Source organism: Streptomyces sp. NPDC041970, assembly GCF_055588985.1.
The window spans coordinates 49,170-63,013 of the sequence record NZ_JBVJCD010000022.1; the positions used below are offsets into that span (position 1 = coordinate 49,170).

A 13,844-nucleotide genomic window follows, 5' to 3' on the forward strand; every position below is an offset into this window, starting at 1 on the left:
CCGCCACCGCCCGGCCTCCCTACGCGGACCGATGCCCGGCTACATCGAAGGATGCAGCCGCGTCTCGTCACCGCCGACGACGCCCCGCCGCCGGGCGCGGGGGAGCCTGGAGGGGAACGGGAGGAGGGAAACCATGATCGCCCTACTGGTCGTGGCCTGCGAGATCGCCTTCTGGGTGCTGCTGGCCGCCGGGCTCGCGCTGCGGTACGTCGCCCGAAGGCCGAGGCTCGGCGCGGCCGTGCTGCTGTGCGAGCCGCTGCTGGAGGCCGTGCTGCTGGTGGTGACCGCGATCGACCTGAGGAACGGGGCCGAGCCGGACTGGAAGCACGGCCTGGCCGCCGTCTACATCGGCTACACCGTGGGCCTGGGCCGCGCCACGGTCGCGTGGGTCGACGCCCGCGTCGCCCACCGCTGGTTCGGCGGCCCGCCGCCGGTCCGGCCGCCGAAGTACGGCATGGCCCGCGCCGCCCACGAGTGGCGCACGGCGGCCCGCTGGATCATCGCCGCGACGACCGCGCTCGCCCTGCTCCAGGCCGCCGTCTGGTACGTCGGCACGGCCGGGGAGATCGGCTCGCTGCGGATGTGGCAGCAGAAGATGGGCCTGGTGATCGCCGTCAACCTGGTGATCGCCGCGGGCTACACCGTCTTCCCGAAGCGCGCGCCCGAGGGCCTCGCCGAGCGGGAGACCGCCCACCGTTCGTAGGCCCCGCTATCCGAGCCCCGGTCCGCGCCCCGCTCCTCCGGGGCGCGGACCGCCGCCGTCAGCGCTCGCCGCCCGGCACCCACAGCACGTCCCCGACCTCCTTGTTGGCGCTCCGCGCCAGGATGAACAGGAGGTCGGAGAGGCGGTTGAGATAGGTGGCGGTCAGGGCGTTCATCGACGCGCCGTGCACCTCCAGGGCCGCCCAGGTGGAGCGCTCCGCCCGGCGGACCACCGTGCACGCCTGGTGGAGCAGGGCCGCGCCGGGCGTGCCGCCGGGGAGGATGAAGCTGCGGAGCTTCTCCAGCTCCTCCAGGAAGCGGTCGCAGTCCGCCTCCAACTTGTCGACGTAGGACTGCTCGACCCGCAGCGGCGGGTACGTGGGCTCCGCCACCACCGGGGTGGACAGGTCGGCGCCCACGTCGAAGAGGTCGTTCTGGACGCGCACGAGGACCTTCACCACCTCCTCGGACAGGCTCCCGAGCGCGATGGCGGTCCCGATCACCGCGTTGGCCTCGTTGGCGTCCGCGTACGCCGCGATCCGCAGATCGGTCTTGGCGGTGCGGCTCATGTCGCCGAGCGCCGTGGTGCCCGCGTCGCCGGTCCGGGTGTAGATGCGCGTCAGATTGACCATGGGCCCAGCGTAGTCAGCCCCGGCCCGGCGCACCCCCGTACGGGGCGCCGGCCCGGCGGGCGGGACCCCAACTCCGAGCGCCGCGCCGCCCGGTGGGCCCACCCGGTGTGATGTCCGTCAAACGGGACGTGACGCGCATCTCTTCAGGGCCCCAGTGTGCCCGGCGGGTACTAATCTCCGCCGGAGAACATGTGAACCGCCGTGAACACGAGCCGCTCAGGCGGACAGAGACCAAGGGGTGCGAACGTGGCCAGGAAGCTCGCCGTCATCGGGGCCGGACTCATGGGGTCCGGTATCGCCCAGGTCTCCGCCCAGGCCGGCTGGGACGTCGTGCTGCGGGACGTCACCGACGCCGCGCTGGCCCGCGGCCGCGACGGCATCAGGGCCTCGTACGACAAGTTCGTCTCCAAGGGCACGCTGGCGGCGGCCGACGCCGAGGCCGCCCTCGGCCGCATCACCACCACCACCGACCTCGACGCCGTCGCCGACGCGGACGTGGTGGTGGAGGCGGTCTTCGAGAAGCTGGAAGTCAAGCACGAGATCTTCCGGGCCCTGGACAAGGTCGTCGGCGAGCACACCGTCCTGGCCTCCAACACCTCCGCCATCCCGATCACCAAGATCGCGGCCGTGACGGAGCGTCCGGAGCGCGTCGTCGGCGTGCACTTCTTCTCGCCGGTGCCGATGATGCGGCTGTGCGAGCTGGTGCGCGGCTACAAGACCAGCGACGAGACCCTCGCCACCGCGCGCGCGTTCGCGGAGTCCGTCGGCAAGACCTGCATCGTCGTCAACCGGGACGTGGCGGGCTTCGTCACCACCCGGCTGATCTCGGCGCTCGTCGTGGAGGCCGCCAAGCTGTACGAGTCGGGCGTCGCCTCGGCCGAGGACATCGACACCGCCTGCAAGCTGGGCTTCGGCCACGCCATGGGGCCGCTCGCCACGGCCGACCTGACCGGCGTCGACATCCTGCTGCACGCCACCGGCAACATCTACACCGAGTCCCAGGACGAGAAGTTCGCCGCCCCCGAGCTGATGCGCCGGATGGTCGACGCAGGTGACATCGGGCGCAAGAGCGGGCAGGGCTTCTACACGTACTGACCGGGCCGCGCGCCGCACCGACGGCGCCCGCGCCCGTACCGACCGGATTCCGCTCTCCCCGGCCCGCCGCCCCACCGCCGTCAGGGCCGGGGGAGCCGGGGAGTGTACCGGGCAGGGACCGGCCTCCGTCGAACCGGCTTCACTCCACCGAGTGAACTTGGTATCGGTTCGCTCACAGACGGCAACTTCCCTGTCGTCGCGGCAGTCAGTTGTGGCAGACAGAACAGACAGACGGACCTTGCTACCGAGCACCACCGGGGAGCGCATATGCACATCAGGGGCGACCACGCCGAGCTGGTCGTCGGGGGCCGCCTCGACGTCCGAAGCGCGGCGGACGCCCGTACGGTCCTGCACTCGGCGGTCGACGACGGAGCCGGCGACCTGGTGCTGGACCTGACCGAGCTGGACTCCTGGGACGCCACCGGACTGGGCGTCATCATGGGGGCCCACCGCCGGGCCGGCCGGGCCGGACGCCGCCTCGTGCTGCGCGGCGTGCCGCCGCAGATGCAGCGCCTCCTGGTGGCCACCCGGCTGCACCGCATCCTGGCGATCGAGGGCGGGCTCGCCGCCGAATCGCTGCCCCGCGTCTGATTTCCGCCCGCCGCCCCCGACGCGCCGCTCCGCCGTACGGGAATCCCCGGCCGCGCCGACCGCGCACGGCGGAAGAAGTCACGCAATCCTCACCGGAACGTGACGTCACGGACGGCGTGGCACCCCGCCGGTTCGGAGATACTGGGACACGGTCTAGGGTTCGGCCGTCCGCCGAATGCACCTGACCCACGGGCGGACGCCGGGCCGGAAGCGACAGCGGGACGTGCGAGGCCGGAGGGACGACCGCGCACGACGCGTCTGGGGGACTTGGCGATGGACCCGACACACCGGGCACCGGAAGAGCACGGACAGGGCCGGGACGGCTCGGGCGGCGAGCCCGGCCAGCGGCGGCCCGCGCGCGAGGCCGGGGCGGCGGACTTCGCCCAGCGGTCCCCGCAGCAGGTCCGCGTCGTCCAACTGACCGCCGGAGACCTCCTCCTGACGGTCAACCCCGTCGACGGCAGCGAGGTCGAGTCCTGCCCGCCGGGCTCGCGGCCCGCCGCGCCCGTCCGCCGCACCCCCGCCGAGCGCGCCGAACACGAGCGCGCGGGCGCGCCCCCCGTGCCCGCCGGCCCGCCCGCGCCCCAACTGCCCCTGCTGGAACGGCAGGAGGAGCGCGAGAGGCTGGTCGGCCTGCTGTCGCGCGGCCGCAGCGTACGGCTGACCGGCCAGCCCGGCTCCGGCCGCACCGCGCTGCTGGACGCCGTCGCCGCCGACTGCGCCGACCTCGCCCCCGACGGCGTCATACGCCTCTGCGGCCGCGGGCGCACCGCCGCCGACCTCACGCACACCCTGTTCGACACGGTGTACAAGGCGCCGCTGCACCGGCCCGACCAGGACGAACTCCTCGCGCTCGTCCGGGACGTGGGCGCCGTCGTCATCATCGACGACCTGGAGTTCGGCGGCACGGCCCTGGACGAACTGCTCGACGCCACGCCCGAGTGCGCCTACCTCCTCGCCGCCACCCCCGAGGTCACCACGCCCGGCGTCGACCCCCACCTGGACGAGGTCCTTCTCGCCGGCCTCGGCCGCGCCGCCTCGCTCGAACTGCTGGAGAAGGTGGTCGAGCGCCCCCTGACCGAGCCGGAGCGGAACTGGGCGGGCGACCTCTGGTTCGAGTCCGAGGGCCTGCCCCTGCGCTTCGTCCAGGCCGGGTCCCTGCTGCGTCAGCACGACCGGCTGCGCGCCGACGCCGAGGCGCACGACGGCGAACCGCCCGCCGCCGACGCCCCGGACGTCCCCCTGCCCAGCATCGGCACGGCGGCCGCGCCCGCCGTGCCGCTCGCCTCGCGGCTCAGCGAGGCCGCCCGCGACACCCTGCGCTTCGCCGTCGCCCTCGGCGGCGAGGTGCCCCACCAGGCCCACCTGCCGGCCCTCGTGGGCGACACCCACGCGGACGCCGCGCTCGGCGAGCTCGCGGGCTGCGGGCTGCTCTCCCCGGCCGGACCGCGCTACCGCCTCGCCGCCGGGGTCCTGGCCCAACTGGAGGCCGGCGGTTACGCCGACGACGCCACCGCCCACGCCCGTACCGCGGCCCAGCACTACGCCTGGTGGACCTCGCACCCCTCGGTCACCCCGCGGCGGGCCGTCGCGGAGTCCGACGCGATCGTCGCCGCCCTGGGCCGGCTGGTCCCCGGCGGCGAGGCGGGACAGGCCAGCGCCGCCGTCCTGCTGGCCCGCGGCGCCGCTCCCGCCTTCGCCGCCGGGCTCGGCTGGGGCGCCTGGGAGCGGGCCCTGCGCATCGGCCAGGAGGCCGCCAGGATCGCCGGCGAGGTCGCCCAGGAGGCGTACTTCCACCACGAGCTGGGCGTCCTCGCGCTCTGCACCGGCGACCCGGACCGGGCCCGCACCGAGCTGGAGACGTCGGTCGGGATGCGCGGCGCGCTCGCGGACCGGGCCGGCGCGGTCGCCGGGCGCCGCGCGCTCGCCCTGGTCGCGGACCGCACGGGCGACTTCGCCCCCCTCGGCGGCGCCGCCGCGGTCGACGAGGCCGCCGCCGTACGCCAGGACACCCCGCCGATGGGCTTTCCCGGTCCGGCGCGGTTCCCCCGGCCGGCCCCCGAGGAGCGCCCCACCCTGCTCTCCGCCGCGCTGCCCGCCGGGCCCGCCGCGCCCCGAGGGCCCCGCCGCCGCGGACTCCTGGGCGGCGCCCGGCGCAACCTGGCCGCCGCGGGGGCGGGCGCGCTGCTGATCGCGGTGCTCGGGACCGTGGTCACCCTCGGCGTCACCGCGGACGGCGAGGAGCCGACCCGCCGCACCGTCACCACCGAGCAGTCGCCCACCGGCGACGGCGCCGGCGACCCCGCGCCCTCCGACGCCACCGGCGACGGGTCGGCGCCCGGTCCGGGGACGGCCGAGGACGGCGCGCCCACCACCCCGTCCGCCTCCGCGTCGCCCCGCCCCAGCACCTCCGGCACGCCCACCCCCAGCGCCACCGCGACGGGCACCGCCTCTCCGGGGACGGGCGCGCCGACGGACGACGGGAGCGGCGACCCGTCCGGCGAACCGTCCCCCACGCCGACCTCGCCGGAGCCCACGCCGACCGACGGCGGCGGGTCCCCGACCACGACGCCGTCCGAGTCGCCGACCGGCCCCCCGCCCTCCTCGCCGACCCCGGACCCCGAGCCCTCCGCGCCGGACACCACCGACTCCGCGAGCGGCCCGGAGCTGACGTCCTCCGCCGCAGCGGAGAGCGACGAGGCCGCCGAACCGACCCTCTGACCGGCCCCGGACACGCGGAAGCCGGGCGGCCCACGATCCCCGTGGGCCGCCCGGCTCCCCGCCGCCGTCAGAACAGCCGCAGCTTGTCGTCCTCGATGCCGCGCATCGCGTCGTAGTCCAGCACCACGCAGCCGATGCCCCGGTCCGTCGCCAGCACCCGTGCCTGCGGCTTGATCTCCTGCGCCGCGAAGACGCCCCGGACCGGCGCGAGGTGCGGATCGCGGTTCAGCAGCTCCAGATAGCGGGTCAGCTGCTCCACGCCGTCGATGTCGCCGCGCCGCTTCAGCTCCACGGCCACCGTCCGCCCCTCCGCGTCCCGGCACAGGATGTCCACCGGGCCGATCGCGGTGGGGTACTCCCGGCGGATCAGGGTGTGGCCCTCGCCCAGGATCTCGATCCGGTCCGCGAGCAGCTCCTGGAGGTGCGCTTCCACGCCGTCCTTGATGAGCCCCGGATCGACGCCCAGCTCGTACGACGAGTCGTGGAGGATCTCCTCCATCGTGATGATCAGTTTTTCGCCCGCCTTGTTCACCACGGTCCAGACGCCCTCGTCGCCCTCCTTCAAGGTGCACGGCGGGGACATCCAGTTGAGCGGTTTGTACGCCCGGTCGTCGGCGTGGATCGAGACGCTGCCGTCCGCCTTCACCAGGATCAGACGGGGGGCGGAGGGCAGGTGGGCTGTGAGCCGGCCCGCGTAGTCCACGGAGCAACGGGCGATGACGAGACGCATGGTCCGCAACGCTACTCGACGACCGGGGCCCGGCGCGATTCCCCACCCGTGGCCCCCCGTCACTCCGGACGCCCCGCGTCACGACCCCGCGGGCTTGCCCCTCTTTGCGCCCCTTCGACAGTGGCCGGTTGTGTTCCCAATCTCCTGGTGCGGCCCAGGCCGCGCCCTTACCGTGGAAGCAGGAGGTCGCCGCCCGTGCACGCTGCGTCGTGGCCCTTCTTCCCTGCCCGTAAGGCCCCGGCCACCGTCTCCGGGGCCGCGAGAGGAGAACCCATGTCGCTCGACGTCTCACCGGCTCTGTTGGAACAGGCCGAGCGAGGCGAGGTCGACGAAGCCGACTTCGTCGACTGCGTCCGGACCTCCCTGCCCTACGCATGGGAGATGATCAGCTCGCTGGTGGCTCAGTTGAAGGTCGACGGCGGACAGTTCGCCGACAACCAGACGCCGCCGCCGGACGAGCAGGCTCGTGGTCAGCTTCTGCGAGCGCTCGCGAGCGATGCGATACGCGGTGCGCTGCAGCGGCATTTCGGAGTGCGTCTCGCCTTCCAGAACTGCCACCGCGTCGCGGTGTTCCCGCTGGACCCCTCGGTCGACGAGCGGCTGGCCAAGTTCACCTCGGTGAGGGGCCAGTTGCTCAACCAGTCGCCCGGACTCCGGGACTGCTGAACGCCTCGCCGCCGCTCCGGACCGGTGGAGGTGCGACTGGCTCCGGGGCGGCGGCTCCCGCACCACCGTCGGGGAGAACGCCCTCGTGCCCAGCGTCAGGCGAGCAGAGGCAGCACGTCCGCGCCCAACCGGCGCACGTTCTCCTCGGTCGCCGCGAGATCGCCCGACCCCTCCACCAGCAGGGCGAAGCGCGTGATCCCGGTCCGCTCGGCGGTGGCCGCGAGCCGGTCGGCGGCGAGCCTCGGCGGCCCCACCGGGTGCAGCCCGCACAGCAGCTCCGTGTACGCGACGGGGTCCCGCATCACGCGGTGCCGCCCGTCGACCGTGACATGGGCGTCGAGCCCCTGGCGCAGCCAGCCCGGCATCGCCTTCACCAGCGTCTCGGCCGCGTCGGCGGGGCGGTCCGCGATCTGGGCCACCCCCGCGGACACATGTGCGGCCCCCGCCACCACCTCGGGAGGGTGCCCGGCCTCGCGGGCGGCCGTCCGCCACAGCGCGACCATGTCGGCCTTCTCCTCGTCCCCGCAGTGCATCCCCAGCAGCATGGGGAGCGCCCGGTCCCCGGCGAGCCGCACGCTCGTCGGCGAGGTGCACGCCACGACGACCTCGGGCCCCGCCCCCTCCTCGCCCCCCGGTCCCGCCGGCAGCTCGTCGGCGCGCGGGACCACCGCCACCTCGCGGAAGTCGAACCGCTCGCAGCGCCCCGCCACGCGGGGCTCCCGCAACCAGTCGAGCAGCAGGCCGAGCGCCTGGGGGAAGCCGTTCTCGTACGCGTCGAGACCGCCGCCGAAGACCTCCAGATCCACCCACGGGCCGCCCCGGCCCACCCCCAGCGAGAACCGGCCGCCGCTGGTCAGATGCAGCAGCGCGGCCTGCTCGCCGAGGGCGACGGGGTGGTGGTTGGGCAGGACGCTGACCGCCGTGCCCACCCGGATGCGGCGGGTGCGGCCCAGCAGCAGCGCGGCCAGCGTGGTGGCGGACGGGCAGACCCCGTACGGCACGAAGTGGTGCTCCGCCAGCCACACCGAGTCCAGCCCGGCCTCCTCCGCCGCCTCGGTGGACCGGACGGCCCGGTGCAGGGCCTCGCCCGGTCCCTGCCCCGGAAACTGGGCTGCCAGAACGAACGTTCCGATGCGCATCGCCTATTGCCTCCTCGCGGCCGACGCGTTGCTCCCCCCACCGGCAACAACGCCTGACACGTGCCAAAGGCACGGTCCCGTCGGGAAGTTGTTGCGATTTTCCGCTAACCCTCCACGCGGCCGGTGCGTAACGGCCGCCCACCCGACGACTGCCCCGTGCGACAGGCTCTAGGCTTGGGCGCACCGTGCCCGAACCGCCCCGTGAGGTGTCCCGTGTCCCCGCGCCGCAACCGCCCCCGTGGCGGCGAGAGTCCCGTCATCCGCCCCGGCACGGCGATGGGGCGGTACGGCGGAGGAGGCACGAGCGAGAGCTGGCAGGGCGAGGAGTGGTCGGTGCGCCCGGTCAGCGGCGCCAACGCCCAGGGCAAGCGCTACCGCTGCCCCGGCTGCGACCAGGAGATCCCCTCCGGCGTCCCGCACCTCGTCGCCTGGCCCGAGTTCGGCGGCATCGAGGACCGCAGGCACTGGCACAAGGCGTGCTGGAACGCGAAGGACCGCCGCACCACACGGGTGCAGCGGTCCCGGAACGCGCCGCGCCACTGAGCCGCGGCGGCCTCAGACGTCGCGCCGCTCCAGCACCAGGTACGCCACGCCCAGCACCGCGGCGGCCAGACCCAGCACCAGCCCCAGCGGCTCCCAGTCGGCCGGACCGGTCCCGGTCACCGTCGAGCCGTACAGCGCGCCGAGCTGGTTGGGGATCGAGTACTCGAACAGGAAGCGCTGAGTCCCGCGCAGGCTGTCGTCGAACATGAACAGCGCCAGGACCAGCGGCAGCAGCACCAGGGCGATCATGACGGAGATCGCGCCCGCCGAGTGCCGGACGATCGCGCCGATCCCGAGGGCGACCAGGCCGAGCGCCGCGACGTACATCCCGGCCCCGACCGTGGAGCGCACCCACAGGCCGGCCGAGGGGGAGGCGCCGTTCAGGATCACGCCCTGGAGCCCCGCGACGAGCACGGCCGTCGCCGAGGTGACGGCGAAGGACAGCAGGAAGAAGACGATCGCCTTCGCCGTGAGCACCCGCGCCCGGCTGGGGCACGCCGTCAGCGTCGTGCGGACCATGCCGGTGCCGTACTCCGAGCCGATGGTCAGCACCCCCAGGGTGATCACGCAGATCGACCCCAGCAGCACCCCGAAGAAGCCGAGGCCCACGACCGGCTCGCCGCCCAGGTCGGTGTCGGTCGCGGCGACCAGCAGCGCGGAGCCCAGCCCCACCGCGAGCATCAGCGCCACCATCACGCCGAGCGTCCAGACCGTGGAGCGCACCGAGCGGATCTTCGTCCACTCGGAGGCGATCGCGTCGCCGAGGGTGGCGCGGCGGATCGGGATGGGCGACGCGTAGGGCGCCGTCGGCGCCCCGCACGGCTCCTCCCGCTCGTGCGCCTTCGGGCCGGCCGGCGTCGTCATCGGGGGTCCTCGCTCGTCTGCTGTCCGGCCGGGGCGGCCGAGGGGGGCTCGGGGTCCGGGGCCCGTCCGGGCGGCGGCGGCGCGTACCAGCCGTCCTGGGGGACCGCCACGGGCTCGGGGCCGGGCAGGGGCCCGTGGCCGCCCGCGAACGCTCCCTCGGGGTCCTCGGGCAGCGCCAGGCCCTCCTTGGCGTCGTCCGTGGAGCGGTAGTCGACCACGCCCTGCGTCATCCGCATGTACGCCTCCTCCAGGGAGGCCTGGTGCGGCGACAGCTCCCAGAGCCGTACGCCGCTCGCGTGGGCCAGGTCGCTGATCCTCGGCAGCGGCAGCCCGGTGACCCGCAGCGCCCCGCCCGGCTCCGACAGGACCCGGCCGCCCGCCTCCAGGAGGGCGGCCGTCAGCTTCTCGCGCTCCTCGGGACCGTCCCGCGGCACCCGCACGCGGGCGAAGTCGGCGGAGTTCGCCGAGATGAAGTCCTTGACGCTCATGTCGGAGAGCAGCCGGCCGCGCCCGATCACGATCAGATGGTCCGCGGTCAGGGCCATCTCGCTCATCAGGTGGGAGGAGACGAAGACCGTCCGCCCCTCGGAGGCCAGCGTCCTCATCAGGTTGCGGACCCAGTGGATGCCCTCGGGGTCGAGACCGTTGACCGGCTCGTCGAACAGCAGCACCTGCGGGTCGCCGAGCAGCGCCGCCGCGATCCCGAGCCGCTGCCCCATCCCGAGGGAGTAGCCGCTGGAGCGCCGCCCGGCGACGTCCGCGAGGCCGACGACGCCCAGCACCTCGTCCACCCGCGCCGCCGGGATGCCGGCCAGTTGGGCGAGGGAGAGCAGGTGGTTGCGGGCGGTGCGGCCGCCGTGCACGGCCTTGGCGTCCAGCAGCGCGCCCACCAGGCGCGGCGCGTTGGGGAGGCTGCGGTAGGGGTGGCCGCAGACCGTCACCCGGCCCGCCGTGGGGCGGTCCAGGCCCAGGATCATGCGCATGGTCGTGGACTTGCCCGACCCGTTGGGACCGAGGAAGCCGGTGACGGCCCCCGGCCGCACCTGGAAGGAAAGGTCGTCCACGGCCGTCTTCGCGCCGTAGCGCTTGGTCAGGCCGACTGCCTCGATCATTCTCCAGCCCCATCGACTCACGCTCGGTCGTCGGGGCTCGGGCCGTCGGCCGCGTACCCCCGTAAGAGTTAGGAGGATAACCAGGCACTGACGGTTCCGGCCAAGTTGCGCACAGCCCGCGAGCGGGCGCTCACGCCCCCGGCCGGACCGTCCGCCCCGCCGGGGCGGGCGGTCTCACGCGTCCCGGTTCCGCAGGACCAGGAAGCCGCCGAGCAGCGCCGCCGCCACCCAGAGCACCATGATCCCGAGCCCGGCCCACGGCCCGTACGGCGCCGGGTCGCTGTCCAGCGCGTCCGGCACCACCTGCATGATCTTCGACCCGGCCTGGTCCGGGAAGTACCGCGCGACGGCCTTGGCCCCCGGCACCGACGCGAGGATCTGCGAGACCAGGAAGAAGAAGGGCATCAGGATGCCGAGCGACAGCATGGAGCTGCGCAGCATCGCCGCCACGCCCATGGAGAAGACGGCGATCAGCCCCATGTAGAGCCCGCCGCCCACGACCGCGCGCAGCACGTTCTCCGCGCCGAGGCCGGTGCCGCGGTCGCCCAGCAGGGCCTGCCCGAGGAAGAACGCGGTGAAGCTGGTGAGCAGGCCGACCGCGAACGCCAGCAGCCCGGCCACCGCGATCTTGCTGAAGAGGAACGTGCCGCGCTGCGGCACGGCCGCCAGCGAGGTGCGGATCATGCCGGAGCTGTACTCCGTGCCGACCACGAGCACCCCGAACACGACCATCGCGAGCTGGCCGAGGATCATCCCGGAGAAGCTGACGAACGTCGGGTCGAACGTGGCGCGCTCGGCCTCGGAGAGGTCGTCGAACTGGGCGTTCAGCAGGGCGCTCAGCGCCGCGCCCATCGCCACCGTGACCGCGAAAGCGCAGATCAGCGTCCAGGTGGTCGAGGCCACCGACCGGATCTTGGTCCATTCCGAGGTGAGAACCGCGGGTACCGATGCCATCGTCGTCACAGCCCCTTGCCGTCGGTGCCGCCCACGCCGTCGCGGGAGGGTCCGCCCGGCCCGCTCCACCCCTCGCCCCACGCCGCCGCCGGGGGCGGTGCGCCGCCACCCTGCTCGGAGTGGGCGTGGTACTCCACGGAACCGGCGGTCATCTGCATGAACGCCTCCTCCAGGGAGGCCCGCTGGGCGGACAGCTCGTGCAGCACGAGCTGGTGCCGGGCCGCCAGCTCGCCCAGCTCCTCGGTGGTCGCGCCGTCGATCTCCAGCGCCCCGCCGTCCGCCTCGACGGCCATCACGCCCTCCTGGTGGAGCACGTCCCGCAACCGCTCCGCCTGCGGGGAGCGCAGCCGGACGTAACTGCGGGAGTTCGCGTGGATGAAGTCCGCCATCGAGGTGTCGGCGAGCAGCCTGCCCTGGCCGATGACGATCAGATGGTCGGCGGTCAGCGCCATCTCGCTCATCAGATGGGACGAGACGAAGATCGTCCGGCCCTCCGCCGCCAGCGCCTTCATCAGATGGCGGATCCAGTGGATGCCCTCGGGGTCGAGGCCGTTGACCGGCTCGTCGAACATCAGGATCTCGGGGTCGCCCAGCAGCGCGGACGCGATGCCGAGCCGCTGGCCCATGCCGAGGGAGAAGCCCTTGGACTTCTTCGTCGCCACCCCGCTCAGGCCGACCATGTCGAGCACCTCGTCGACCCGGCCGCGCGGGATGCGGTTGCTCTGCGCCAGGCACAGCAGGTTGTTGTACGCGCTGCGACCGCCGTGCATCGCCTTCGCGTCCAGCAGCGCGCCGATGTGCTTCAGCGGTTCCTGGAGATCGCGGTAGTGCTTGCCGTCGATGCGCACCGTGCCGCTGGTGGGGCGGTCCAGATCGAGCATCATCCGCATGGTGGTGGACTTGCCCGCCCCGTTGGGACCGAGGAAGCCGGTCACCATGCCCGGCCTGACCCGGCAGGAGAGATGATCGACGGCGACCTTGCTGCCGAAGCGTTTGGTGAGTCCATCCAGCTCGATCATGGCATCACGCTAGAACGCCCGAGCGCCCGGCGCCACCACAAGGGCGGAACCGGGCGCACACGGGGAACGAGCGGGCGGGGCGGCGTCAGCGGGTCTGCTGGGCCGGGACCCCGCGGGTGGGCTCGTCGTCCACCGGGGAGCTCGCGGCGGCCACGGCCGCACCGGTCAGCGTCGCCAGCATCTCGCGGACGTTCGTCAACTGCGCGTTGATCGAGTCGCGGCGGTTGGTGAGCGCCGCCAGCTCGCGCTCGGACTCGCTGCGGATGCGGTCGGCCTTGGCGTTGGCGTCCGCCACGATGTCCTCGGCCTGGCGCTGCGCGGTCTCCACCGTCTGGCGGGCCCGGCGCTCCGCGTCCGTGCGGAGCTTCTCGGCCTCCAGGCGGAGCTGCTCGGCACGGTGCTCGATCTCGGCCAGGCGCTTCTCGGCCTTGGCCTGGCGGGAGGCGAGGTCCCGCTCCGACTGCTCGCGGCGCTTGGCGAGGTTCGTCTCGAAGTCGGCCGCGGCCTGGGCGGCCTTGGCGCGGGTCTCCTCGAAGAGGGCGTCGGCCTCCTCGCGCTTCTGCTGGGCGTCCTTCTGGGCGTCGGTGCGCAGCGTGCTCGCCTCGCCCTTCGCCTTCTCGACGATGCGGACGCCCTCGTCCTCGGCCTTCGCCTTGCGCTCGGCGGCGAACACCTCGGCGTCGTTGCGCACCTGCTGGGCGGCCGACTCGGCCAGCTCGCGGTGCTGCTCGGCGGCGCGCCGGGCCTCCTCACGCAGGTCCTTCGCCTCCTCCTCGGCGAGGCGGAGGATCTTCTCGACACGGGCGCCGAGGCCGGCGTACGAGGGCTCGGCCTCGTTGACCTGGGCCTGGGCGTTCTGCGTTTCGAGGTGCAGCTCCTCGATGCGCTTTTCCAGAGAGGTGATGCGGGCCAGGGCGCTGTCACGGTCGGCTACGAGCTTGGTGATGCGGTCGTCCACCTGCCCGCGGTCGTAACCACGTCGCACGAGCTCGAAGCCGAAGGGGGAGGAAGGGTCACTCATGGGGTTCCTGTCGAATGAGACCGGTGAGGTGATAGAAGGAATCCTAGGGGCCAGG

Annotated in this window: 14 protein-coding genes; 6 read left to right on the forward strand and 8 right to left on the reverse strand. The window is 73.8% G+C overall.

Annotated elements, in window-relative coordinates; genetic code table 11:
- Positions 1–133: 133 nt before the first annotated feature.
- A complete protein-coding gene (locus tag ACZ6EJ_RS13835) occupies positions 134–703 on the forward strand; it encodes a hypothetical protein (protein ID WP_469267077.1) in 570 nt (189 codons plus the stop codon).
- Between the two features lie 58 nt (positions 704–761).
- Here the strand turns inward: ACZ6EJ_RS13835 and ACZ6EJ_RS13840 are convergent, their stop codons facing one another.
- Positions 762–1,334 (reverse strand): cob(I)yrinic acid a,c-diamide adenosyltransferase, encoded by a 573-nt coding sequence (locus ACZ6EJ_RS13840; protein ID WP_469267079.1) that lies wholly within the window; start codon positions 1,332–1,334, stop codon positions 762–764.
- A gap of 246 nt (positions 1,335–1,580) precedes the next feature.
- Between ACZ6EJ_RS13840 and ACZ6EJ_RS13845 the strand changes: the two genes are divergently transcribed.
- The 3 genes from ACZ6EJ_RS13845 to ACZ6EJ_RS13855 all read left to right on the forward strand — a co-directional run bounded on the left by ACZ6EJ_RS13845 (position 1,581) and on the right by ACZ6EJ_RS13855 (position 5,741).
- The gene (locus ACZ6EJ_RS13845; RefSeq protein WP_469267080.1) at positions 1,581–2,429 is read left to right on the forward strand and encodes a 3-hydroxyacyl-CoA dehydrogenase family protein; all 849 of its coding nucleotides are present in this window, start codon (positions 1,581–1,583) and stop codon (positions 2,427–2,429) included.
- Between the two features lie 267 nt (positions 2,430–2,696).
- Positions 2,697–3,020 carry an STAS domain-containing protein gene (locus tag ACZ6EJ_RS13850; protein WP_469267082.1) on the forward strand — a complete coding sequence of 108 codons (324 nt, stop codon included), beginning with the start codon at positions 2,697–2,699 and terminating at the stop codon, positions 3,018–3,020.
- A gap of 273 nt (positions 3,021–3,293) precedes the next feature.
- Positions 3,294–5,741, forward strand: a complete 2,448-nt coding sequence (locus tag ACZ6EJ_RS13855; protein ID WP_469267083.1) for an ATP-binding protein — start codon at positions 3,294–3,296, stop codon at positions 5,739–5,741.
- 67 nt (positions 5,742–5,808) lie between these two features.
- Here the strand turns inward: ACZ6EJ_RS13855 and nucS are convergent, their stop codons facing one another.
- Positions 5,809–6,471 (reverse strand): endonuclease NucS, encoded by a 663-nt coding sequence (gene nucS, locus ACZ6EJ_RS13860; RefSeq protein ID WP_469267085.1) that lies wholly within the window; start codon positions 6,469–6,471, stop codon positions 5,809–5,811.
- A 273-nt stretch (positions 6,472–6,744) separates the two neighbouring features.
- On the opposite strand from nucS, the gene ACZ6EJ_RS13865 reads away from it, so the two are divergent.
- Positions 6,745–7,137, forward strand: coding sequence for an SCO5389 family protein (locus ACZ6EJ_RS13865; RefSeq protein WP_469267086.1), 393 nt, complete (start codon positions 6,745–6,747; stop codon positions 7,135–7,137).
- A gap of 95 nt (positions 7,138–7,232) precedes the next feature.
- Here ACZ6EJ_RS13865 and ACZ6EJ_RS13870 read toward each other — a convergent pair whose 3' ends face one another.
- Positions 7,233–8,276 (reverse strand): LLM class flavin-dependent oxidoreductase, encoded by a 1,044-nt coding sequence (locus tag ACZ6EJ_RS13870; protein WP_469267087.1) that lies wholly within the window; start codon positions 8,274–8,276, stop codon positions 7,233–7,235.
- A 213-nt stretch (positions 8,277–8,489) separates the two neighbouring features.
- Here ACZ6EJ_RS13870 and ACZ6EJ_RS13875 point away from each other — a divergent pair, with 213 nt between their 5' ends.
- Positions 8,490–8,819, forward strand: a complete 330-nt coding sequence (locus tag ACZ6EJ_RS13875; RefSeq protein ID WP_469267089.1) for an ATP/GTP-binding protein — start codon at positions 8,490–8,492, stop codon at positions 8,817–8,819.
- 12 nt (positions 8,820–8,831) lie between these two features.
- Here ACZ6EJ_RS13875 and ACZ6EJ_RS13880 read toward each other — a convergent pair whose 3' ends face one another.
- From ACZ6EJ_RS13880 to ACZ6EJ_RS13900, 5 genes are all read right to left on the reverse strand, one after another.
- A complete protein-coding gene (locus ACZ6EJ_RS13880) occupies positions 8,832–9,683 on the reverse strand; it encodes an ABC transporter permease (protein ID WP_469267090.1) in 852 nt (283 codons plus the stop codon).
- On the reverse strand, positions 9,680–10,795 hold the full coding sequence (locus ACZ6EJ_RS13885; protein ID WP_469267091.1) for an ABC transporter ATP-binding protein: 1,116 nt from the start codon (positions 10,793–10,795) through the stop codon (positions 9,680–9,682). Before ACZ6EJ_RS13885 ends, ACZ6EJ_RS13880 begins: the two co-directional genes overlap by 4 nt.
- Before the next feature lie 174 nt (positions 10,796–10,969).
- Complete coding sequence (locus ACZ6EJ_RS13890; RefSeq protein ID WP_469267092.1) at positions 10,970–11,749, reverse strand: ABC transporter permease; 780 nt, start codon at positions 11,747–11,749, stop codon at positions 10,970–10,972.
- Between the two features lie 5 nt (positions 11,750–11,754).
- Entirely contained in the window at positions 11,755–12,768 is a 1,014-nt protein-coding gene (locus tag ACZ6EJ_RS13895) for an ATP-binding cassette domain-containing protein (RefSeq protein WP_469267093.1), read from the reverse strand.
- A gap of 85 nt (positions 12,769–12,853) precedes the next feature.
- Positions 12,854–13,789 (reverse strand): cellulose-binding protein, encoded by a 936-nt coding sequence (locus ACZ6EJ_RS13900; RefSeq protein WP_469267095.1) that lies wholly within the window; start codon positions 13,787–13,789, stop codon positions 12,854–12,856.
- Positions 13,790–13,844 lie beyond the last annotated feature (55 nt).